Source organism: Clostridium sp. AM34-9AC, from assembly GCF_003480225.1.
Taxonomy (GTDB): Bacteria; Bacillota; Clostridia; order Lachnospirales; family Lachnospiraceae; genus Acetatifactor; species Acetatifactor acetigignens.
On the sequence record NZ_QUIU01000013.1, the window covers coordinates 1 to 24,388 of the forward strand.

18 protein-coding genes are annotated in these 24,388 nt (G+C 48.3%); 14 read left to right on the forward strand and 4 right to left on the reverse strand.

From position 1 onward, the window contains the following. The first annotated feature begins 119 nt into the window (after window positions 1-119). The gene (locus DW835_RS09155) at window positions 120-878 is read left to right on the forward strand and encodes a hypothetical protein (RefSeq protein ID WP_118731010.1); all 759 of its coding nucleotides are present in this window, start codon (window positions 120-122) and stop codon (window positions 876-878) included. On the opposite strand, the gene DW835_RS09160 is transcribed toward DW835_RS09155, so the two are convergent. Next, complete coding sequence (locus tag DW835_RS09160; RefSeq protein ID WP_118537790.1) at window positions 820-1,521, reverse strand: response regulator; 702 nt, start codon at window positions 1,519-1,521, stop codon at window positions 820-822. The genes DW835_RS09155 and DW835_RS09160 overlap by 59 nt on opposite strands. A 63-nt stretch (window positions 1,522-1,584) precedes the next feature. Beyond that, on the reverse strand, window positions 1,585-2,721 hold the full coding sequence (locus DW835_RS09165) for a DUF4118 domain-containing protein (protein WP_243037111.1): 1,137 nt from the start codon (window positions 2,719-2,721) through the stop codon (window positions 1,585-1,587). Between the two features lie 294 nt (window positions 2,722-3,015). Between DW835_RS09165 and DW835_RS09170 the strand changes: the two genes are divergently transcribed. The 4 genes from DW835_RS09170 (at window position 3,016) to DW835_RS09185 (ending at window position 7,160) form a co-directional block, all read left to right on the forward strand. Beyond that, on the forward strand, window positions 3,016-3,708 hold the full coding sequence (locus tag DW835_RS09170) for a PrsW family glutamic-type intramembrane protease (RefSeq protein WP_118537788.1): 693 nt from the start codon (window positions 3,016-3,018) through the stop codon (window positions 3,706-3,708). A gap of 109 nt (window positions 3,709-3,817) precedes the next feature. After that, window positions 3,818-5,353: a DUF1538 domain-containing protein gene (locus DW835_RS09175; RefSeq protein ID WP_118731012.1), complete on the forward strand. Its 1,536-nt coding sequence runs from the start codon at window positions 3,818-3,820 to the stop codon at window positions 5,351-5,353. 11 nt (window positions 5,354-5,364) lie between these two features. Continuing rightward, window positions 5,365-6,054 carry a P-II family nitrogen regulator gene (locus DW835_RS09180; protein WP_118503451.1) on the forward strand — a complete coding sequence of 230 codons (690 nt, stop codon included), beginning with the start codon at window positions 5,365-5,367 and terminating at the stop codon, window positions 6,052-6,054. Next, the gene (locus tag DW835_RS09185) at window positions 6,051-7,160 is read left to right on the forward strand and encodes an acyltransferase (protein ID WP_118731013.1); all 1,110 of its coding nucleotides are present in this window, start codon (window positions 6,051-6,053) and stop codon (window positions 7,158-7,160) included. Before DW835_RS09180 ends, DW835_RS09185 begins: the two co-directional genes overlap by 4 nt. Window positions 7,161-7,216: 56 nt before the next feature. Here DW835_RS09185 and DW835_RS09190 read toward each other — a convergent pair whose 3' ends face one another. Then, window positions 7,217-8,116, reverse strand: coding sequence for a class I SAM-dependent methyltransferase (locus DW835_RS09190; RefSeq protein WP_118537817.1), 900 nt, complete (start codon window positions 8,114-8,116; stop codon window positions 7,217-7,219). Between the two features lie 251 nt (window positions 8,117-8,367). Here DW835_RS09190 and DW835_RS09195 point away from each other — a divergent pair, with 251 nt between their 5' ends. Further along, a complete protein-coding gene (locus tag DW835_RS09195) occupies window positions 8,368-16,362 on the forward strand; it encodes a YDG domain-containing protein (protein ID WP_118668922.1) in 7,995 nt (2,664 codons plus the stop codon). A gap of 160 nt (window positions 16,363-16,522) precedes the next feature. Here the strand turns inward: DW835_RS09195 and DW835_RS09200 are convergent, their stop codons facing one another. Continuing rightward, a complete protein-coding gene (locus DW835_RS09200) occupies window positions 16,523-17,329 on the reverse strand; it encodes a DUF3800 domain-containing protein (protein ID WP_118537784.1) in 807 nt (268 codons plus the stop codon). Between the two features lie 286 nt (window positions 17,330-17,615). On the opposite strand from DW835_RS09200, the gene putP reads away from it, so the two are divergent. The 8 genes from putP (at window position 17,616) to rplV (ending at window position 24,386) form a co-directional block, all read left to right on the forward strand. Further along, window positions 17,616-19,151, forward strand: a complete 1,536-nt coding sequence (gene putP, locus DW835_RS09205) for a sodium/proline symporter PutP (protein ID WP_118668920.1) — start codon at window positions 17,616-17,618, stop codon at window positions 19,149-19,151. 1,341 nt (window positions 19,152-20,492) lie between these two features. Further along, entirely contained in the window at window positions 20,493-20,810 is a 318-nt protein-coding gene (gene rpsJ / locus DW835_RS09210) for a 30S ribosomal protein S10 (protein ID WP_117465468.1), read from the forward strand. Between the two features lie 158 nt (window positions 20,811-20,968). Beyond that, entirely contained in the window at window positions 20,969-21,652 is a 684-nt protein-coding gene (gene rplC / locus DW835_RS09215; RefSeq protein WP_022154515.1) for a 50S ribosomal protein L3, read from the forward strand. A 26-nt stretch (window positions 21,653-21,678) separates the two neighbouring features. Further along, window positions 21,679-22,299 carry a 50S ribosomal protein L4 gene (gene rplD / locus DW835_RS09220; RefSeq protein ID WP_118731014.1) on the forward strand — a complete coding sequence of 207 codons (621 nt, stop codon included), beginning with the start codon at window positions 21,679-21,681 and terminating at the stop codon, window positions 22,297-22,299. Beyond that, window positions 22,299-22,598, forward strand: coding sequence for a 50S ribosomal protein L23 (rplW, locus tag DW835_RS09225; RefSeq protein ID WP_022154315.1), 300 nt, complete (start codon window positions 22,299-22,301; stop codon window positions 22,596-22,598). Before rplD ends, rplW begins: the two co-directional genes overlap by 1 nt. A gap of 79 nt (window positions 22,599-22,677) precedes the next feature. Further along, window positions 22,678-23,520, forward strand: coding sequence for a 50S ribosomal protein L2 (rplB, locus tag DW835_RS09230; RefSeq protein ID WP_022154314.1), 843 nt, complete (start codon window positions 22,678-22,680; stop codon window positions 23,518-23,520). 16 nt (window positions 23,521-23,536) lie between these two features. Continuing rightward, window positions 23,537-23,818 (forward strand): 30S ribosomal protein S19, encoded by a 282-nt coding sequence (gene rpsS, locus DW835_RS09235; RefSeq protein ID WP_117465471.1) that lies wholly within the window; start codon window positions 23,537-23,539, stop codon window positions 23,816-23,818. A gap of 178 nt (window positions 23,819-23,996) precedes the next feature. Continuing rightward, window positions 23,997-24,386: a 50S ribosomal protein L22 gene (gene rplV, locus DW835_RS09240; protein ID WP_117465472.1), complete on the forward strand. Its 390-nt coding sequence runs from the start codon at window positions 23,997-23,999 to the stop codon at window positions 24,384-24,386. The last annotated feature ends 2 nt before the right edge of the window (window positions 24,387-24,388 follow it).

The window sequence follows — 24,388 nt, forward strand, 5'->3', positions numbered from 1 at the left end:
ACTACCGCTTCATCGGCAAAATCGACTGACCTTTCTTTTTTACCCAACAATATCTTTAATTAAGGGAAACGGGAGAAAGTTTTCCGGATATCGGCGTATTAGAGTCCCTGTCCCATCTGTTGGAACTGCCGATTCAGGACATCGTGACCGGAGAGCGGGCGGGAGACCGGGAGGAGGCTGTGACGGAAGTCGTGAGACTGGCAAAGCTCCAGGAGCAGCGGAAACGTGAAAAGAGGATCCTGTATCTGATCGTGCTGGGGCTTTTGATCTATAACTGTGTCATCGGGATCTGTTTATTTTCCGGAAGAGGGTTGTTTGGGGGAAGAGATATTGCCTGCCAGGTGGCCGGGATCTCCATGGCGGGGACGCTGACGATGCTGGGGCTTGTATACTGGTATTTCGGAAAGGAAGAGGATGTGAAAATGATTCCCTCCAGTCAATTAAGCAGAGGACTTGGAATAGCATCCCTTGCGATGCTATTGTGGAGTGTTGGAATCATGTATTTAAGCTTCGGAATGGTCCGGGCAGGAAGTGTTCCCCTTGGTATGGAACTCAGCTCCCTGGGACCGTTTTTGAACAATCAGCTTTGTGCGGGCTATGCCCTGAATGTAATATTTCTGGCAGTGGAAATGTACCGTCTGCTCATGGAGCGGACGGTACTGCATCCGGGATGTGTGATCTCACCGGCGGTCATCTATCTGGATTTCTTTTACATAGACATTCTGGGCCGGATGGATACCCTGGACAGCGTCTGGAAGGCACTGGACAGAGGGACGGTACTCATATTGCTGGAGGCAGTGTCGGGAATTGTATTTCTGTTTATACAGTCCCACCGTTCTCGTTCTCACGCATCCGATAGCCCACACCAATCTCAGTGAAGACATACTGGGGCTGCGCGGGATTCTGTTCCAGCTTTCTGCGGATGTTCGCCATGTTGACACGGAGGATCTGATTATTATTGTCCATATAGGGACCCCAGATGGCATTCATGATATAGCTGTAGGTCAGGACTCTGCCGGAATTTTCCGCTAAAAGTGTAAGCAGCTGGTATTCGATCTGGGTCAGATGTATCTCTTCGCCCCGCAGGCGGATCAGTCGTTTTTCGAAATCAATCTCCAGATCCAGTGCCTTATACACATGGCCGGGAGCCTGGGCGTGGCTGTGCCGCAGAGAAGTGCGGATCCTTGCCATGAGCTCGCCGGTGCCGAAGGGTTTTGTGATATAATCGTCCGCACCCAGATCCAGAGCGGAGACCTTTTCCTGCTCCTTGGTGCGGGCAGATATGATGATCACGGGAACATCGCTCCAGGAGCGCAGCTTTTGCAACACATCCAATCCGTCCATGTCCGGCAGCCCTAAGTCTAGCAGGATCACGTTGGGGCAGAAAGAAGTGCTGAGACTAAGTCCCTCTCTGCCGTTTAAGGCATGCATGATCTTGTAGCCTTCCCGGTCCATGGTAGCGGTGATGAAATTACTGATACTTCTATCGTCTTCGATTAAGAGAACTTTGATCTTATTCATATCTGAGATCCATATCCTTTCCGGTATTTTCAACAGTTCTATCGTATGTGGCTGAGAGTACACTTATTTTTCCGAAGCGAGAGCTTCCGCCTTGGGAAGTGTGAAACAGAATTCCGCGCCATCCGCATGATTCCTGCCACTCAGCGTTCCGTGATGGGCGGTGATGATGGTCTTGCAGATGGACAGACCGATACCCATGCCTTTGCGGGAATCCGAGCTCCGGGAATTGTTGTAGGTACCCGTCTCGAACAGATTCTGTAATTTTTCTTCCGACAGTCCTTTTCCGTAGTCTCTCACAATAAAAGAGACATGCTCCGGATGATCCTCCACGATGAAATCAATGGGCAGGATACTTCCGGAATGAACGATGGCATTTTCCAGCAGATTGATGGTGACCTGCTCGATCAGCACCGCATCCATGGGTATCATCAGAAATTCCTCGGGGATCCTGACCCGGATGGCGGCATCGGGATAGCGTTTTTTCAGCTTCTCCAAAGCTTCTCCCACCACTTCCTCCACCGGCTCCTCTGTGGTATTGATGCTTAAGCTGTCTCCCTGGATACGGGTGACGGACAGCAGATTTTCCACCATATTCAACAGCCAGTTGGAATCCTCGTAGATATTGGTCATGATCGTACGCTGTTCGGTGGAGCTTAGATCGTTCTGACTTTCCAGAAACAGGGAGCTGTTGCCGATGATGCCGGTGAGCGGCGTGCGCAGATCGTGGGAGATGGCGCGCAGAAGATTCGCACGCATCTTTTCCATTTCGGCTTCTGCCAGCCGCTTTTCCCGCTCTGCGATCATCTCGGACTGGATGGTCATATGAGAGGTCATGGTACACAGGATCAGAGTGATCCCACTCATCAGCAGGAAGGTGATAGGGTAGCCGGTCAGAGTGAAATTAAGCTTATAATACGGATAGGTAAACAGATAATTGATCGCTATTACGGAAAAAAGGGTGCAGGCAATGCCGTAGCCGTAGCCCACCGTCCATCTGGCGATGATCACCAGTGCCAGAATGTAGAACAGTGCTACATTGGCATGGTTGTCCGGGACAATATGCTGATATAAAAAAGAGGCAAGTGTAGCGCACAGCATGCAGGCAGCACAGATCAGGATACTGATGGCGTGCCTGGTAAAGGGTGGTTTTAAGCGGAAGCTTTTCCGCGGTGATTTTTTTTCGGAAAATGATCGGAACACGGTGTGATCCTCCATGAAATATTGTTAGTTATTTTGTAAATTTATTATAACTATAGTACCATTACTTTGCAATGCAAGGTGTAAAGAAGTAGTTAAGGATATATGAAAACCGGAATATTTTCCCCTAAAGCTGTGGCAAAAGGCAGGCAGGTAGCCTCCGGAAAAGCTAAGACACAAAAAATAGGAACATATACTTTCGTTAGGTTGACATCAGGAAAAACATTAGATTAAAATGTAGTATGGCGGCGGTCCTGAAAGGGCGGACCGTCTATGTGGACAGGAGAGGAGTAGGTTATGTTTCTGACAGGATTGGCACTATTGCCGGCCATCGCACTGGTGGTATGGATCTACAGACAGGATAAGGTGGAGAAGGAGCCGAGGGGATTATTGTGGAAAATATTCCTGTTCGGCGTGTTGTCCGTGATCCCGGCCATGATACTGGAAATCATTCTGGATGAAGTATTTCTGGTATTTGTGGATGCAGATACGCTGTGCTACGTGATCCTGGATAATTTTATCGGGGTGGCACTGATCGAGGAACTTTGCAAGATGAAGGCGGCCAAATGGGCGGCATGGAAGCATCCAGCATTCAATTATAAATTCGATGCCATCGTGTACTGCGTGACTTCGGCATTGGGATTTGCAGCCATTGAAAATGTTCTGTATTGTCTGGGCGGTGACTTTGGGACGGCAGTGACCAGAGCCCTGTTGTCCGTGCCTTCCCATGCCATCGATGGCGTGATCATGGGATATTTCTTCGGTGTGGCGAAGGAGGCAGAACTTGCAGGCGATAAAAAACGCAGGAAACGCTACCTGAAGCTCAGCGTGTTCATGCCGATGATCGAACACGGTATCTATGATTCCGCATTGTCTCTGGATGCGGACTGGATCTTCGTTTTCTTTTTCCTGTTTGTGATCGTGGTGGATGTCTGGGCCTATAAATTTGTGAAAAAGCAGTCTGGGCAGGACCGGGAGCTATCTGCATAAAGATTGCGTTAAGAACCCGTGAAAATTTTATAAATTCACGAAAAACGGTAGGATCGGGTCTTTGCTTCATGTTAAGATAAAGAAAACCTAAAGAAAGGAAAGACCAATATTGAAGTTATTGAATCCAAAGATCCGGCAAAAATTTGCAGAATCCTTGAAGGCGGTCCTGCCGGTAGTAGGGATCGTGATCGTATTAAGCTTTGCCATAGCTCCAATTACCTCCAGTATCCTGCTGTGCTTTCTGGTGGGAGCGGTGATGGTCATGGCCGGTATGATGTTTTTCACCCTGGGTGCGGAGATGTCCATGACCCCCATGGGAGAAAAAGTGGGTGCCAGAATGACCCAGAGTAAAAATATTCTGCTGATCGTAGTGTTATCTTTTCTGTTGGGAGTGGTGATCACCATTTCCGAGCCTGACTTGCAGGTGCTGGCGACACAGGTGCCTTCGGTTCCAAACATGACGCTGATCCTGGCAGTGGCAGTGGGCGTGGGAATCTTCCTGGTCATTGCCCTTCTGCGTATGCTGATCGGTGTGGCACTGCCGCCGTTGTTAACTTTTTTCTACATAGCAGTGTTCGTTCTTGCATTTCTCGTACCGGAGAACTTTCGGGCAGTGGCGTTTGATTCCGGAGGCGTGACCACGGGACCCATGACCGTTCCTTTTATCATGGCACTTGGTGTCGGTATTGCGTCCATCCGTAATGACCATCATGCGGCAGACGACAGCTTCGGTCTGGTAGCACTGTGCTCCATCGGCCCGATCCTGGCGGTCATGGTGTTGGGGCTGATCTATAAGCCGACCAATGCGGATTACCAGCCGGTGGCAATCCCGGAGATCGCTGATTCCGTGGAACTGGCGCAGCTTTTTGCCCATGGGATTCCGGATTATATGAAAGAGATCGCACTCTCATTACTTCCTATTGTATTGTTTTTCGGTCTGTTCCAGATATTTGCCCTGCGGCTGTCGGGGAAGACACTGGCGAAGATCCTGATCGGCCTGGTGTATACTTATATCGGTCTGGTACTGTTCCTGACCGGCGCAAATGTGGGCTTTATGCCTGCCGGTAATTACCTTGGTCAGGTCATGGCAGCCAGATCCTACAGGTGGGTACTGGTGCCGGTGGGAGTACTGATCGGTTACTTTATCGTAAAAGCGGAGCCCGCGGTCTATGTACTGAATCATCAGGTAGAGGAGCTGACGGACGGCGCTATCTCTGCCAGATCCATGGGGATTTCTCTGTCCGTGGGCGTATCCTTATCCGTAGCACTGGCGATGATCCGCGTGCTGACGGGGATCCCGATTCTATGGTTTTTGATCCCGGGCTACGGTGTGGCGATCGGACTATCCTTTTTTGTACCGAAGATATTCACAGCGATCGCCTTCGACTCCGGCGGTGTGGCGAGCGGTCCCATGACAGCTACCTTTTTACTGCCGTTAGCACAGGGTGCCTGTGTGGCGGTGGGCGGCAATTTAGTCGCAGATGCTTTCGGTGTGGTAGCAATGGTAGCCATGACACCGCTGATCACGATCCAGATATTGGGAATGGTATATCAGTTAAAGCAGCAGAAGAGCGGTGCAGGCGTATTTGCCGGTGCGGCGGATGCATTTGGTGCTTTGGATGAGAATGCCATCATTGAACTGTAGGAGGTGTGCCCATGAGTGAATTATATATGATGGTCACCATCACCAATCGTCAGCTGACGAGGAAATTCGTGGAATGCTATAAAGAAAAAGGCGCACAGGTCGGCAGTGTTACCGTCGGCATGGGAACCGCGGCGAATGAGATCTTAGATTATTTTGGACTGGACGGCATGGAGAAGAGCGTATTGTTTCATCTCGTCACAGATGCTGCCTGGCGGCAGATCAAGGCTGCTCTGCGTAAGAAAATGCAGATCGATCTCCCGGGAATGGGAATCGCATTTATCATTCCCGTGAGCAGTGTCGGCGGCAAGAAAGCATTGAATTACCTGACCTGCGGGCAGGAATTCGTAAAAGGAGAGGAGTCCACATTGAAAGAGACGAAGAATGAGCTTCTGGTAGTGATAGCCAATCATGGATATACGGAGCTGGTCATGGATGCAGCGAGAGAAGTACATGCGGCGGGCGGCACAGTCATCCATGCCAAGGGCACCGGAACAGAGAATGCACAGCAGTTTCTGGGCGTGACACTGGTGCCGGAAAAAGAAATGTTGTTCATTGTGGTAAAAAGTGAGCAGAAAAATTCCATCATGCGTGCTATAATGGAAAAAGCAGGACTGGAGAGTAAGGCACAAAGCATCGTATTCTCCCTTCCTGTGACAGATACTGCAGGCATGCGCCTGATGGAGGAGATGGGAGAGACATGACAAACGGCTTATCCGGACCCAGGAAGCAGTTCCTGGACGTGCTCCGGGTACTGGCAACCTGTGCAGTGGTGCTGATGCATGTACTGACAGGTGCGACAGATGTGACAGATGCGTCGATAATGCCGGAATACCGGTCATTATTGCTGTCAGTTATGGATCTGGTGACCTGGTGTGTTCCTATATTTTTATTGATCTCGGGATATTTGTTCCTGAATCCGGAACGTACATTGACTTATCCGGTCATGATTAAAAAATATTGCAGGAGGATTGCACTGGCGATCCTCCTATTCGGCGTTCCGTATGCAGCTTCCGAGCTGGTAGTGGCGGAGCGGACCTTCCGGATCAGGATGATCCCGGAGGCACTGAAGATGACTCTGATGGGACATACCTGGTCCCATATGTGGTATCTGTATCTGATCTTGTTTTTATATCTGATCACGCCGCTTCTGAAAAAAGTGCTACGTGTGCTACCGGTGTGGGCTGTTGTAGCAATGATGGCAGTGATCTTCTTGGGAAGCAGTGTGGCACCGTTTCTGAATAAGGTACTGGACGTCAACAGTATTCCGGTATTGCCGGATGGCGGTGTGTATTTCCTGTATTATCTGTGTGGATATTTCTTCGCGGTGAGAGAAGTAGGTGTGGACAAGGGAAGGAACGTATGGCTGACAGCTGCAGTAGCGGTTCTGGTTCTGGGAATGATCCTGAGCAGAACACTTGTGGGATTCTCCATTCAGATGGCATACAATTATCCGTTTACAGTACTGCTTGCAGTGCTTCTGTTCGCTGCAGGATGGAATGGGGGAGGAGATGGCGCGGCTTTGGCTGCCCGGGAGAAGGACAGAATACACCGGATCCCCTGGCAGGAGGCGGGAGCCTTGAGCTTCGCCGTATACCTGGTACATCCGGTGTATGTGAACCTGTTGTATAAATTCGTGAAGATCACACCCTTTACGGTGTTGGAACAATGCGGTGTGCAGTCTGTAGCCGCGGGACAAGCGGTATTGATTTTGCTGCTGGCTGCATTCTGCCTGGTAGTGCTGGCACTGGCAACGGCAACCGCATGGGTGCTGCGCAAGATCCCGGTGTTAAGAAAATATGTGCTATAGAAGAAAGGAGCCTCACGAGGGGGCTCCTTTTTGCGATTGCTTGTTATGCGTATAATTTAGTCACGCTGCCAGCGCCCGGAAGCGCCGCAAGGCAGTACCAGCCCACTCTCGGTGACAGGGAGGCCGATCTCTTCGGCTTCCACATGACCGCCGAACTTTTTCGTCAGGGTGGAATTCATCATATAGGACAGCACGGCGGGCTGCAATCCTGTAGTGTACGAATTGATCAGGAAGAACAGCGCATCATCGGATAAAAGCTGTGCGGTCAGTCCTACGAAATCCCAGATATTATCTTCTATTTTCCAGATCTCGCCCTTAGGACCTCTGCCGTAGGAAGGGGGATCCATGATGATGCCGTCGTATTTGTTGCCACGGCGGATCTCACGCTCTACGAACTTCATGCAGTCGTCCACCAGCCAGCGGATAGGAGCATCGGCAAGCCCGCTGGCAGCAGCGTTCTCCTTCGCCCAGCCGACCATACCCTTGGACGCATCCACATGGGTCACAGCAGCTCCCGCAGCCGCAGCGGATACAGTAGCACCGCCGGTGTAAGCGAAGAGGTTCAGTACTTTCACGGGGTGGCCTGCCTCATGGATCAGACCGGAGAACCAGTCCCAGTTCACCGCCTGCTCCGGGAACAGACCGGTATGCTTGAAGCTGAAGGGCTTCAGATGGAAGGTCAGAGGATCAGCCTTACCGGAGGCTTCCTTCTGAAAAGGCAGGGTGTAATGAATCGCCCATTCATCCGGCAGATGGAAGAACTCCCATTCTCCGCCGCCCTTGGCACTTCTGTGGTAATGACCGTTTTTCTGCTTCCAACCCTTATGATCGTGGGGTGTCTTCCAGATGACCTGGGGATCCGGACGGACGAGAATATAATCTCCCCAACGCTCTAACTTTTCTCCGCTGGACGTATCCAGCACTTCATAATCTTTCCAATGATCTGCAATCCACATATAGAAACCTTTCTGTGTGTATACTTTGTAACTGATTTTTATAGGACATAATAATAGAATATAATACCGGAAAGACTTTTTCAAGGAATACTTGCTATTGAACCGCATTGAGCCATTTAAAGTCCTCTTCGGTCGATTCATGACATATTTGGGTCGATTCATGCAGCCCCTGGTTCCGCTGAGAGAAAGTGTGGTACGTTATCTTTAAGATAATGGGTATCACTATGCCCATCGGAAAGAGGTAAAACGCTATGAAAAAACGAGTATTGAGCATGTTACTGGCATTTATTCTCTGCTTCTCAACACTGCCCATGACAGCATTCGCACAGGAGGCTGATGCGGTGGCAGAACAGGAAGAACAGCAGGAAACAGACTCTGCGGCAGAGCAAGAGGAAGCAGAAGCAGCTGCGGCACCGGGGGAAGAGACTCCGGCTGATAAGAGCACCACTGCGGCAACTCCCGGTACGGAAGATTCCACTGCGGGCGAAGCCCCCGATACTGTGGAACCCTCAGTGGAAAGTGTCAGCGATAGTGATGCCGGCACGCAGGATACCTCGGCAGACGATGAGAAGAAGGCAGCAGTGCAGAAGGTACAGGCACTCATCGATGCTCTGCCGGACGAAGTGACGGTGGAAAATGCAGAAAGTGTCGGTGCGCAGCTGGAAGCCATCGACGAGGCTATGGAGTCACTGACCAAGGAGCAGATCGCAGAACTGGATATGACACGACTTCATGCTATTTCTGAAGCGTTGAATACACCGATGACGGTTCCGATGACGGTGGCGGAAGGTCAGCATGTTGACCATCCCATCTGCGGCGCGACATGCACAGATAAGTATAAGCATAGCATTGTGACAGAGTGGAAGTCCATAGACAGTGAAGCAGCACTGCAAGCTGCAACGGAAGGATATTACTACCTGACTCAGGATATCGTGACAATGGAAACATGGAAACCGAACAATAACGTGGTGCTTTGTCTGAATGGTCACAGCATTGCGGCAAACGGGGATTTTGTTGTCATTGAGATAGATAAGGGACAATTTACTCTCTGTGACTGCAATAGTAGTGAGAGTATGCACTATTTCACCACAAGCAAGGAAGGTCTGTTCACTCGATGGGTGCCGTGCGAGGAAAATACGGAGAACCGCATCTCCGTTACAGGTGGAGTTATCACTCACAGCGTGGGAAGGTCGGATTTAGGTGTGAAAGTGGATAATAACGCCACTTTTACCATGTACGGTGGAACTATTTGTGGTAATAAGCTCCAAGGCAGTTATAATGGAGCCGGTGTGTATGTGCATAATAGCACATTTAATATGTATGGCGGTGCAATCAGAGGCAATGCTGCAAGTTGGGGTGGTGGCGTCGCTGCGCTCGGTAGCACATTTAACATGTATGGTGGTGTAATCAGCGACAACATGGTCTCTGCTTCTGCTGGCGGTGTACTGTTGTCGGACAAAAGCGTCATGAACATGTCCGGCAATGCACAGATTAGTAACAACATTGCTCCCACCAAATGGACGACATCAGGTGGCGGAGTGTATATATTTGCCAGCACTGACGGAGAAGTCGGTAACTGCTTATATATGTCCGATAATGCGAAAATCAGCGGCAATACAGCCACCCAAGGAGGTGCTGTGTATGTACGTAAAAACGGTCAGGTTACCATGAGCGGCAATGCGCAGATTAGCAATAACACGGCAACCGAGAATGGTGGCGGCGTCTATGTAGAAAATAGTACTTTTAAAATTGCCGGCGGTGCTCCTCGGGTCTGTGACAACTTGTGTCAAGATGTTCAGAACAATGTCTATCTGGCTACCGGCAATGCAATTCGGATTAGTAAATTATCCACATTCGCCGGAAAAATCGGCGTATCCACCCAGGATACACCCACCGAGAGCAACCTCGTAACGGTTGCCGCGGTAGCTGTGGAGGCTGGGGGTGGCGGTCACCTGACCGAAGAAGATTTGGATCATATTTGCAGTGATAAAGAGAACCTCTATCCAGTTCTTGTGGGTGGCGAGGTGAAATTGTCGGCGACCGAACCGCATCGGCATCCCGTTTGTGGCGCAACCTGTGGTGACAGCGAGAATCATGGAAATCAGACCTGGATAGGCGTTTCCAATCTGACTGACATCAAGAGTGGGGGCTATTATTATCTGACAGACAATGTTAAATTGAATGATACATGGATCTGCACTTATGATGTAGCACTCTGTTTAAATGGAAAAACAATCACCTGTGCAGCAGAAGTTGATGCCATTCAGGTTGCGAAAGGAACGAAGCTGATTATCACCGACTGTCAGAAAGTGGTCGGCAAGATTACCCATGCACAGGATAATATAGGACGAGGTATAATGTCCTTGGGTACCTTGATACTGTATAACGGCGAAATTACCAAAAACCAGATTGCCAAAGGTAGTGGTGCCGGTGTATACGTAGATGGTGGTAATTTTTACATGTATAAGGGCAGTATCTCTGATAACAAAGTAACCATAAACGGTAACGGCGGCGGTGTGTATGCAAAAGATAGCACCAACTTCGTTATATCCGGTGGTAGTATTGACAGCAACCATGCACCGTCTAGCGGTGGTGGTATATACTATGAATCTACAATTAGTAAGTCAGTAAAATTCAATATATCTGGTGGTAATATCGTTAGAAACACAGCCGTTACTGGTAACGGTGGTGGTATATGGCTGAAGAGTGCATATGGAAATATGAGGTTTACCATGTCCGGTGGTAGGATTTCAAACAACGTCGCTAGCAAAAACGGCGGTGGTGTATATATTTCTGAGCCCTATTACGGCAAGTTTACTGTGTCCAGTACGGCACAAATCACCGACAACGCGGGTAATGGAAACGATAACAATGTCTATTTGCCCAGCGGCAAGACCATTCTCATCGGTGCGAACGGGTTGAGCAGCTCCGCCAAGATTGGCGTGACCATGGGACAGCAGCTCGCCGAGGGTGTGCGAGTTGCCATCGCCAAGGGTACAAGCGATGATTACACACTGACCGCGGATGACCTGAATGCTTTCAACAGCGATACCGGCTATTACAAGTATGCGTTAGACAACGCTGTCAACTTTTCAATCGGCGAATTACATGTGCATGGTCTCTGTGGCACGGCGAACTGCACTGAGAGTAAGAATCACAAAAATGTGCTGTGGACTGCGATCAGGACGGAAGAGGATCTGCGCAACATCAAGGGTGGAAGTAGTAGCTCACACAGACAGTATTACTATTTAACGACTAATATTGCTCTGAATAATACGAGCTGGAATCCGACAGGCTACATCTCACTTTGTTTGAATGGTTACAGCATCACAGCTAACGGCAATTTTGACACCATTACCGTAGGTGAAGGAAAAGATACGGATTCACTTACACTTTGTGACTGTAACGGCAGCGGTAACAACACAGGAGAGATTACCCATGTTGACGGTATGAAAGGGCGTGGCGTATATTTAAAACCCTTCAGTGACCTTAGCCTGTATAGTGGAAACATCACCGGCAACAACACTGATGACCACGGTGGCGGTGTGTATTTGGACGGCAGTTTCTTCTACATGTACGGCGGCAGCATCACAGACAACAGCGCAAACAATGGCGGTGGCGTGGCTGGACGTGTAAGTAATTATAAAGTGAACGGGGGGTATGTCGTTGGCAGACTCTTGATGTTAGGTGGAACGATTACCGGCAACAAGGCAGCCGCCAACGGTGGCGGCGTTGACATGGATTGCGCCTTTGAGATGTGTGGTGGCAGCATCACCAGTAACGAAGCCGATGCCAACGGCGGCGGTGTTGCCGTGAAAGGTGATCATAGCGTCGAATGGAGTGGTGGCAGTGTCACCGGTAACACGGCGAAGAACAACGGTAGTGGTGTGTATGTAGCTGAGAGTGTTGAAGCCATGGAAGTCAACGGGGATGTGAACATTACCGGCAACACCAATGGCAATGTTTATTTGCCTGGCGGCAAGACTATCACCGTCGGCTCGACTAGGGGCAGCGGCATAAGTTTGACGGATGGTGCAAACATTGGTGTGACGCTGGAAAAGCTGCCTGCGGAGGGAGATTTTATGAAGTTCGCCGAGGCAGCCACGGGTATTACCCTGACGGATGAAATTGCGGGCAAATTCACCATCGACAATAATAGCAGCAACACATACAGCGTGCAGAACATCGACAACAGTCTGTATGTGGTAAGTGGCGAGCTGCATGAGCATGCAATCTGTGGCAGTGCAGACTGCAGTCACAAGACTAAGCATGACGATGTGTTGTGGACTCCCCTGACCTATAATGCAGATACACAGGCGCTGATGCGCGGCGGAACGAAAGTAAGCAGTAGCAATGGCACAGAAGGGATGGAATACAAACTTCCTGCGGGCAACTACTACTTACTGAACGATATTACGTTTGCCGGTACGATCAAAATCTCAGGCAACGTAAATCTCTGCCTGAACGGAAAGAGCATCACCAATTCGGCACAGGATGCTTCGACGTTTGTTATTCCCAAGAATGGCAATCTGACCCTGTGCGACCACGAGAGCGGTACCATCACCTCAACCGATAAGAAGTCTGATGGTGTGCAACTCAATGCTCACTCTAGCACTGACACTGCTACATTCACCATGTATGGCGGCACCATCACCGGAAATAGGAATGGTGTGGATGGGATTTCCGGTACTGATGTGTTTAATATGTATGGCGGTACCATCACCGGCAATAAAGTAGGAGCAGATATTCCTGCGAATGTTACAATGACGGTCGGCGGCACGGCAAAGATTACCGGCAACACCGACATGAATGTTCTCCTGTTCGAATATGATGAAAACTCGAAATCATTTATCAACATTGATTCAAGCCTGACGGATGCCGCAAGTATTGGTGTGTCTATCACCAATAGCCCCACGGCAGAAGTTCCGGTTCAGATTGCTACCGGAGCAACCGGCTTGGTGGACTATACTAAGATTTTCAAGCCGGACAATACAGATAGGGGCTATATGGTTATAAAGGATGCGCAGGGTAATCTGTACCTTAGCGCCCACCAGCACAGTTGGCAATACACGCTGGGCGCAGACGGCAAGTCGATTACCGCCACCTGCGTTAATACAACGAACTGTCCCAACATTGACGGCGGCAGCGTGACCATCAAGGCACCTGAGGAGAATACTCTGATCTACGATGGCAGCAACAAAAAGGCAATACTTGAGAACAAACTGCTCACCGGTGAGAAGGATCCCACAATCAGCTACACGGTTGGAAACGGACAGGGTGCTACACTCCCTGACGGTTCCTATCCCACCAATGTCGGTGCTTATACCGCAAGCATCACAGTGGGTGGTGTGACAGCCAGTGTGACTTATGAGATTCAAAAGGCAGATCCCGCAGCGAAAAATTTTGTCTTTACCGCACCGGGCAGCTTGACATATGACGGCATGGCAAAGACTGCAGACATCAAGACTGCGACGAACATCACCGGCATGGGCGATGTTATGGTGAAATACTATCAGGGCGAGACGGAAGTGCAGCCCATGAATGCGGGTGAATACAAGGTTAAAATCAGTGTGGCGTACGGCTCGAATTTTAACGCAGCAAGTGACCTGACGGATGAAAACTGGGCGTTTAGGATTACTCCCATTATTACCGAACCGACTGTGGAACTGAGCGGTAACACAACTTATACTTATACCGGCGAACGGATTACACCGGATGTTACCGTAACCATCGATGGCAGACCGCTGACGAAGGGTACGGACTACACCATTATTTACGGTGATAACGTAAACGCCGGTACGAATGCCGGTTTCGTAACCGTTAAGGCAAAGGGGAATTATGGATTTGCAGATGTTGTTAAGAAATTTGCCATTGAGAAGGCGGATCCGAAGCTGAGCTTTGAAAAGTCCACTGTGACGACCTCCTATGGAACGCAGCCTGCCAACAATAAGCTTACCAATATGGGCAACGGCGTGGTGACTTACCAAAGCAACGACAATTCCGTTGCAACTGTGAATGAAAAAGGTGAGGTTACCGTTGTCGGAGTGGGCGAGACAACCATTACCGCGACAGCCGCCGAGACGAAGAACTATAAGTTAGGCACGGCAAGTTACACACTGACGGTGAATAAGGCACGTGTTCATATTGTACAGGCTACCGTTGCCAACAAGGAATACGATGGAAGCGTGAATGCTGACGTCACAGGGGTAGTTTTTGCCAACGAGGCAGACGTGAGAATAGATAGTCTGGTAGCGGGTATGGACTACACGGTGACCGGTGCTTTCCAAAGTGAAAACGCCGGGAAACAGGATGCAGAGGTAACGGTAAAACTTCTTGGTGAGTTTGCCTCTCACTATGAACTGACCGGCGGAACATATAAGACCAGGGCAACTATTACTGCAAAGCCTATCAGCATTGCAACCGCGCGCACGCAAGACCGCAGCTACGAGCGGAATAATACCTCCGTGACCATTTTAGAAGTGACCTTCAAAGACAGCACAAACACACTTGTTGCAACGCTGACAAGTTCCGATTATACCGCGACCGGCAAGATGGTTAATGCGAATGTCGGCACAGACAAAAAAGTTACCGTTACGGTGACCCTGCAGGGAAAAGCGGCAGACAACTATAAGCTTGTTTCCAACATGACCACCGCAAAGGTAGCGATTACGCAGGCTAAGGGCGGTGTATTGCAGGAGGAGAACTTAAAGCAGAAATTCTCCGACCGGAAGCAGAAGACCTTCACACCCGATTACACAGGACTTCCTGCCGGGGAGACATGGACATACAGCATTTCCGAGGCACAAACTTCGGGATCTGCAAAGGTGGAACCGGCTATGATTAATACAGCCGGAAAGATCACCTACAGGCTGACAGCCGGTGCGGAAAATGACACCATCTGTTGGACGGTAACGATTTCCAATCCAAATTATAAAAACTTTACCAAGGATCTGGTACTGACCCTGACGGCAAAGGAACCTCAGGAGACATTGCGCATCACCGGTGACAACACTGTGGTCTATGGACAGAAGCTGCAACTGAGCACGGTCGGCGGCTCCGGAACAGGCGAGATTACTTACAAAGTGGATGAAGTAAGAAGCACAGGCGATGCGACGATTGATGAGAATGGCGTTCTGACTCCGGTTAAGGTCGGAAGCGTTGTTATCACAGCAACCAAGGCAGGTGATGTCGATTACAGTGAGATCACCAGTGCACCTTTTGTCATTATGATTACCCAGGCTGCTACAAGCGGTGAACCGAAGTACCATAAGATTACCACAGGCGGTAAGACCCTGGCAGACGCAGGACTGACGTTGGCAGGCAGCACCATTCATCCGGCAGACGGTACACTGGAGTGGATAGATGATGCAGGTGTACTTCCCAATGACACGGCAGTCGATATGAACAAGACTTACAAGTGGCGCTTCACCCCTGCGGATACCAATTATGAGATTCTGACCGGTGAAATCGAACTTTACCATGTGGATGCTCCGGCAGTCACTGCACAGCCCAAGAGTGTATCTGTGACAGTAGGAGACACAGCAACGTTTGAAGTTACTGCAACCGGTACGGACGTAACCTATCAGTGGCAGATTGACAGAAATGACGGCAAGGGATTTGTAGACATCACCGGAGCTACCGGTGCAACCTACACCATAGGAGTAACGGATAGAGACTGCAACGGATTTAAGTACCGGTGTGTTCTCAGCAATGCGGCCGGTTCAGTTACCACCGATACCGTAGTATTGACGGTACAGTATCAGATCATTGAAGGCGCGAACGGCTCCTGGAACCAGAATACGGACGGAAGAAGTCTCAAAATCAGAGGAAACGGTGAATATTCCAAGTTCCAGAATGTAAAGGTAGATGGGAATATCATTGATTCCAAGAACTATACCGTGAGTGAGGGCTCCACGATCATCGAATTACATGCAGATTACCTGAAGACTCTGTCCGAGGGCAGTCACACCTTTGAGATCGTATGGACAGACGGCGCCGCAGGCACCAGCTTTACGGTAGCAAGGAACACCTCCGGCAGCAATAATACCGGCAGCAATAACACCGGCAATAACGATAATAATGACAGTACGGACAACTCAGCTGCCGCAGCTCCCACCGCTGCTGCTACTGCGCAGGAACTGGACAAGGTTCCGGCTACCGGAGATCCTCTCGGTATCTGGCTGATGCTCTTTGCGATATCCCTGACCGGACTCGCAGGAATGCTGGCGAGAAGAAAGAAGAACTAAGAATAACGTAAATAATATAGAAACCTCGCTACAGAGATGATACCTGTAGCGAGGCTTTTTGTCTTGCAATCTTATTTTTCATTTATTATTGACACTATACTTACCTTTTATTATAATATAAATGAACCACTGAACTCGCGAATGCGATGTAGGTGGTGTTTTATTTTGGATATATTACTAATCCATACATATTTGTCTCATTTGCTTTCAAATTTAATTTTTCCGCTTCCTTTAACGTCACCATAACCCGTTTTACAAAGAGTTTGTCAATTACAGTTCCCACTCGTTTGGGTAACTCTTCTTTCCGAATTTCGATTTTGAAATATAAATGTACAAAAAATGAAACGAAATCACATATTTGAATAAAATAGGATTCTGATGAATTTTTTTCCATAATATCCTCGATCATATTGCTGATCGGATGATTGACAAACCCAGGCAAATATTTGGATTGGATCGGATTAAATGCACGTATAGCTCTGGCTGTCTTTCTCATAGGTGCTATTCTGCCCTCATCCGTAATCACTAAATAATTCCATTGCCCATCGCTGTCATTCTCGATACGTTGTATATTATATTTCAATGCATTTTCAAGAACGTGATAGTTATTATCTTTAAATTTTTTCTTATCAATAATCACATTTACAATCTTTAAATCCATCTTTGCAATTGTTAACGTAAATGCTTTTATTATATCTTGTTTTGTTTCTTTTGACCAATGATACTCACGATATGGATTTTTATCCGTCAAAAAATGTTTTGTATGCATCTCTTCTGATACATGAAAGCCATATTTATCTTTCAATTCTCTTCTCAAAATACGCATTTTTTCAAAATTTTGCTGCCAGCTCTCTGCAGGCATATACAAACTTGTTAAAATAAAATGGTCTGATGAATTTATTGTTACTCCGTCATCCCCTGTTTCATCAAAATATGCTATATATGTTTTCATCAATTCCCCTTTCATATTTTAGACATTTTAATGCCATTCATTTTTAATAATGAAAACTATGGTGATTCACCAAAATACTGAAATTAAATAAGATTTGAAATAGAAAATTTACTTATAGATAGAGAATAGCAAACTATTCTCAGCCTGTCAACATGACAAAATAACATTCAAATCAGGCTTTCGCACATTACAGCGATAGCAAACTAATCTGTTGACGATAAGCCATTTCTTGTATATAATAAATCGTATCACTGTATACAATTAAGAAAATGTACAAGAAGAAAAATTTGAGGAGGCTATTATGACAGGAAATACGTTAGGCTGGGTAATTGTGGCATTCGTGCTGTACTTACTCATGATGATTGCTATCGGGGCGTTCTACGCAAAGGGAAACAATAATTCCGAAGATTACTTTTTAGGAGGCAGAAAGCTGAACGGCTTCGTCGCTGCACTGTCTGCGCAGGCATCGGATATGAGCGGATGGCTGCTGATGGGACTGCCGGGAGCTATTTACTTAACCGGTGTCGGAGGTGACGGCTGGATCGCCATCGGACTTTTCATCGGCACGACGCTGAACTGGCTGTTCATCGCCACGAAGCTGCGCAGATATACGATCCGCGCCAACAATTCCGTTACGCTGCCGACTTATTTTGAGAACCGCTTCCATGATGAGAAGAAGGTATTGATGACTGTTTCTTCTATTACTATTGTAGTATTTTTCCTGGTATATTGCGCGTCTGCGCTTTCTGCCGGAGGTCAGCTGTTTGAGTCCGTGTTCGGTATTGATTATCATGTGGCACTGACCATCGGTGCGCTGGTAGTTTTGGTCTATACCTTCCTCGGCGGATTTACCGCGGTATGTGTGACAGACTTTATCCAGGGTATGCTGATGCTAGTCGGTATTCTGGCAGTACCGCTGTTCGCTTATCATTTTCTGACAACCGGCGGCACTACATTGTCAGCCGGTCTGGAAGCCAGCGGTGCTGACAGTGCCAACTTCCTGAACCTGATGAAGAACGGTGACGGCAGCAACAATATCATCAGCGTGATCTCCGGTCTCGGCTGGGGACTGGGATATTTCGGAATGCCCCACATCCTGGTACGATTTATGGCAGTCCGGGATGAGAAGGAAATGACCAAGTCCAAGGCTACTGCCATCAGCTGGGTAGCATTATCCCTGGGATTTGCAGTATTTATCGGTATCCTGGGCAGAGCTTATCTGCCGGAGCTGGTGAATGGCAATAATGAGAAGGTATTTATTGAGATGATCAAGAAGGTATTTACCGTGGAGATGCGGGCTCCGTTCATTGCAGGATTGTTCCTCTGTGGTATCCTGGCAGCGATCATGTCCACGGCGGATTCCCAGCTGTTAGTCAGTGCCTCCAGTGTGGCGGAAGATATCTTCAAGGGACTGCTCAAGAAGGATGCGGATGACAAGACGGTCATGAATGTCAGCCGTGTCACTGTACTGGTGGTAGCTGTGCTGGCTTACATCATCGCATGGAATCCGAACAACACCGTCATGGGACTGGTATCCAACGCGTGGGCAGGTTTAGGTGCCGCCTTTGGTCCGCTGGTAGTGATGTCCTTATATTGGAAGAGAACCAACTTCCCAGGAGCGGTAGCCGGAATTGTCACCGGTGCACTTGCCGTTATCATCTGGGATTACATCCCTCTCGTGGGCGGACAGACTCTGGGCAAAGCTACCGGATTGTATTCCCTGGTAGTAGGCTTCGGGCTGGGACTTATCGCTATCATCGCAGTCAGCCTCACTACCAAGACTCCTTCCGAGGAAATGCTGCAGGAGTTCGAGGATGTGAAAGCGAACCGGCTGTAACAGACCGTTGATGAAATAAATATTGACAGACAAAAATACTGATGGACAGCGAAGACATCTGCCTGTCAGTATTTTTATGTATTTGTGTTGGCGAGGGTATGGGAGGCAAAAACAAGCTATCTGTACCCAGCAGAACTTGCGAAAGCGGGTATGTGAGACAAAATCAGGTCGATTATACCCTCCACCTTTGTACATCGGGGCACAGATAAGGATTTTGCCGTAATAAGCCCCGTCGATACCGGGATATCGGGGCGTAGATAAGGATTTTGCCAGAATAAGCCTCGTCGATACTGGGACATCGGGGCGCAGAAAGAGATTTTGTCAGAATAGGCCCCGGGGATATCGGACCAGCGGGGCGCAGCAAGAGATTTTGCCAGGATAAGCCCCGGGGATCTCGGACCAGCGGGGCTTAGAAAGAGATTTTGCCAGGATAAGCCCCGGGGATCTCGGACTAGCGGGGCTTAGAAAGAGATTTTGTCAGAATAAGCCCCGGGGATCTCGGACTAGCGGGGCTTAGAAAGAGATTTTGTCAGAATAAGCCCCGGGGATCTCGGACCAGCGGGGCGCAGAAAGAGATTCTGTCAAAATAAGCCCCGGGGATCTCGGACTAGCGGGGCTTAGAAAGAGATTTTGTCAGAATAAGCCCCGGGGATCTCGGACCAGCGGGGCGCAGAAAGAGATTTTGCCAGGATAAGCCCCGGCGATATCAGAACAGCGGGGCGCAGCAAGAGATTTTGCCAGGATAAGCCCCGGCGATATCAGAACAGCGGGGCGCAGCAAGAGATTTTGCCAGGATAAGCCCCGACGATATCGGACCAGCGGGGCGCAGCAAGAGATTTTGTCAGGATAAGCCCGACGGCAACTGAGAGCATCCAAGGGGGAACGGTTTCATTTGCCATAAAAAATATTGGGCAATATTATACTGGGCTATATTATATAAGAAGAAACTCACAAAAATACAGTGGCGAACCTGTGCAAAACAGAAAAAAGAATTGTATCTAAAAAAATACAATTTTTTGAAAAAAAGTCTTGCAATGCCCGTAAATTCAATGTATACTAATCCTTGCTGTGGCATGATAGCTGTGAAACGTGAGGTTGCCGGTTCCCAGTAATGGAGATCGGGTTTTCCGTGGAGCGAATGTCAAGTTAGAAAACTGACGGCAAGTCACTGTACCAATTAACATCTGCCTTGAGCAGTAACAACGTGTAAGTTTATGACCGGAGAGAAGAAAGCGTTGCACAAAGGTCGCAGACACACACGGGAAAGTGTACAGTCACCGCTTGTCCGTACAAAAAGTAAGTATTAACTTACAAAAGTGCGAAAAGGAGGCGACTTTTTTTATGGCAAATCAGGTAATGAGAATTACATTGAAAGCTTATGAACATCAGCTTGTTGATGCATCTGCCAAAAAAATCATCGAAACTGTTAAGAAGACCGGAGCTCAGGTGAGCGGTCCCGTACCTCTTCCTACCAAGAAGGAAGTTGTTACCATTCTGAGAGCAGTACACAAGTACAAGGACTCCAGAGAACAGTTCGAGCAGAGAACTCACAAGAGACTGATCGACATCATGGCTCCCACTCAGAAGACTGTTGATGCTCTTCAGAGACTGGAAATGCCTGCCGGTGTTTACATCGACATCAAGATGAAGAACAACTAATAAGTAAGTTTTTCAAAGTAAAGCCAAAACAACAAAAACCTCTACTTAGACGTAAGAACACAGTGCGATGAACAATCGCCAGGGAAATGCGCGAAGCGTATTTCTAAGTGTTTCGCAAGAAGCACTTTGGTCCGCTATGTAGAACACAGGAGGTAAAAATGAAGAAAGCAATTTTGACAACAAAAGTTGGAATGACTCAGATCTTCAATGAAGATGGCGTGCTCGTTCCCGTAACCGTGCTTCAGGCTGGTCCCTGCGTGGTTACTCAGGTAAAGACCGTGGAGAATGATGGCTACAGTGCTGTACAGGTAGGCTTCGTTGACAAGAAGGATAAGGTTGTTAACAAGGATGCCAGCGGCAAAAAGCAGATCGTACACAGACATGGTGTTAACAAAGCAGAGCAGGGCCACTTCAAGAAGGCTGGCGTAAGCTCCAAGAGATATGTAAGAGAGTTCAAGTTTGAGAACGCTGAGGAGTACACCCTTGGTGCAGAGATCAAAGCTGACATCTTCGCTGCAGGCGATAAGGTAGACGCTTCCGCAATCTCCAAAGGTAAGGGCTTCCAGGGCGCAATCAAGAGATTTGGACAGCACAGAGGACCTATGGCTCATGGTTCCAAGTTCCATCGTCATCAGGGTTCCAATGGTGCATGTTCCTCCCCTAGCCGTGTATTCAAGGGCAAGGGAATGCCTGGACATATGGGTTGTGTAAAGGTAACTGTTCAGAATCTTGAGGTCGTAAGAGTAGATGCTGAGAAGAATCTGCTTCTGGTAAAGGGTGCAGTACCCGGACCTAAGAAAGCTTTAGTAACCATCAAAGAGACCGTTAAGGTTGAGGCATAGTTTAGGACGAAAGGAGGACCAATCAGATGGCAAACGTATCTGTTTACAATATGGAAGGCAAAGAAGTTGGTACAATCGAATTAAACGATGCAGTGTTTGGTGTGGAAGTGAACGAGCACCTGGTACACATGGCAGTTGTACAGCAACTTGCAAATAATCGTCAGGGAACTCAGAAAGCAAAGACCCGTTCTGAGGTATCCGGTGGCGGAAGAAAACCCTGGAGACAGAAGGGAACCGGTCATGCAAGACAGGGTTCAACCAGATCTCCCCAGTGGGCAGGCGGCGGCGTAGTATTCGCTCCCGTTCCCAGAGATTACTCTTTCAAGCTTAACAGGAAAGAGAAGAGAGCAGCTCTGAAGTCTGCACTGACCAGCAAGGTTCAGGGAAGCAGCCTGATCGTAGTTGATGAGCTGAAATTCGATGAGATCAAGACCAAGAACTTCACCAATGTTATGAATAACTTAAAGGTAGAAAAGGGACTGGTAGTGATCGCTGATAACGATACTAACGTAGTTATGTCTGCTAGAAACGTAGCTGATGTAGATACCACCCTGGTAAATACCATCAACGTTTACGACGTAATGAAGGCTAAGACAGTTGTCCTGACCAAGGATGCTGTTGCAAAGATTGAGGAGGTATACGCATAATGGCTGATATTAAATACTATGATGTAATCCTCAAACCCGTTATTACCGAGAAGAGCATGGCCGGCATGGGCGAGAAGAAGTACACCTTCCTTGTTCACACCGAAGCTAACAAGTCTCAGATCAAAGAGGCTGTTGAGAAGATGTTCGAAGGTACCAAGGTTAAGAGTGTTAACACCATCAATATGGATGGCAAGAACAAGAGACGTGGAATGGTTACCGGCAAGACTGCCAAGACCAAGAAGGCAATTGTTCAGTTAACTGCAGATAGCAAAGAGATCGAGATCTTCGCAGGTCTGTAAGAATAAAGCTACTGCTTAAGATTCAAGTATGCGGCACTTAAGTGCTCGCGCAAAAAATCATCGTAAAGGAGATACAGTAATGGGAATTAAGACATACAACCCCTATACACCTTCCAGAAGAAACATGACTGGTTCTGACTTCTCTGAGATCACTAAGACCTCTCCCGAGAAGAGCCTGTGTGTTTCCCTGAAGAAGAACTCCGGCCGTAACAATCAGGGTAAGATCACTGTGAGACATCGCGGCGGCGGTTCCAGAAGAAAATACAGAGTAATTGATTTCAAGAGATACAAGGATGGCATCCCTGCTACCGTAATCGGTATCGAGTACGATCCTAACAGAACGGCAAACATCGCGCTGATCTGCTACGAAGACGGTACCAAGTCCTATATCCTCGCTCCCGAAGGTCTGACCGACGGAATGAAGGTTATGAACGGTGCAGAGGCCGAGGTCAGAGTAGGTAACTGCTTACCTCTGTCCGAGATCCCTGTAGGTACTCAGGTACACAACATTGAGTTATATCCCGGTAAGGGCGGCCAGCTGGTTCGTTCCGCCGGTAACAGCGCACAGCTGATGGCAAAAGAAGGTAAGTACGCTACTCTTCGTCTTCCCTCCGGTGAGATGAGAATGGTTCCTCTGGTTTGCCGTGCAACTGTTGGTGTTGTAGGTAACGTTGATCATAGCCTGGTTAAGATCGGTAAAGCCGGACGTAAGCGTCACATGGGCATCCGTCCCACCGTACGTGGTTCCGTCATGAACCCCAACGACCATCCTCATGGTGGTGGTGAAGGTAAGACCGGTATCGGTCGTCCCGGCCCCAGCACACCTTGGGGTAAACCTGCTCTTGGTCTGAAGACACGTAAATCTAAGAAGGCTTCCAACAAGCTGATCGTAAGAAGACGTGACGGCAGAGCAATCAAATAGTTAAGGAGGAAAGATCATGGCTAGATCACTGAAAAAAGGACCTTTTGCAGACGCAAGCCTGTTAAAGAAAGTCGACGCTTTAAATGCATCAGGACAGAAGCAGGTTATTAAGACCTGGTCCCGTCGTTCTACAATTTTCCCTTCCTTCGTAGGACATACGATTGCTGTTCATGATGGTAGAAAGCATGTTCCCGTATACGTTACTGAGGATATGGTTGGCCACAAGCTCGGTGAGTTCGTAGCAACCAGAACCTTCAGAGGTCACGGCAAGGACGAGAAGAAATCCAAGGTTAGATAATTTTATTATTGACCTGGAGCTAAAAATATGCTATCTTTTATAGATGGCTGGGAGAGCTATGCGCTCTCCCGAGGGTCTTCCCTCGAAAGAGGAAAGAAGACGGGATATTTTTGTGCGCAGCACTTAGGAAACACACGGGTGCGTTGCGCGGTTTCAGTTTGAAAGGAGGACCAAATCTATGGCTAAAGGACATAGATCCCAAATTAAGAGAGAAAGAAACGCTCAGAAAGATACAAGACCTTCAGCTAAGCTGTCTTACGCAAGAGTATCTGTTCAGAAGGCTTGTTTCGTATTAGATGCCATCAGAGGCAAAGATGTACAGACTGCACTTGGTATTCTGGAGTACAATCCCAGATATGCTTCCAGCCTGATCAAGAAGCTGCTTGAGTCAGCAATCGCTAACGCTGAGAACAATAACGGTATGAATACCGAGAACCTTTATGTTGCAGAGTGCTTTGCAAACAAAGGACCTACCATGAAGAGAGTAAAGCCCAGAGCACAGGGTAGAGCTTATAGAATCGAAAAGAGAATGAGCCACATTACCATCGTTCTTGATGAGAAGAAGTAGGG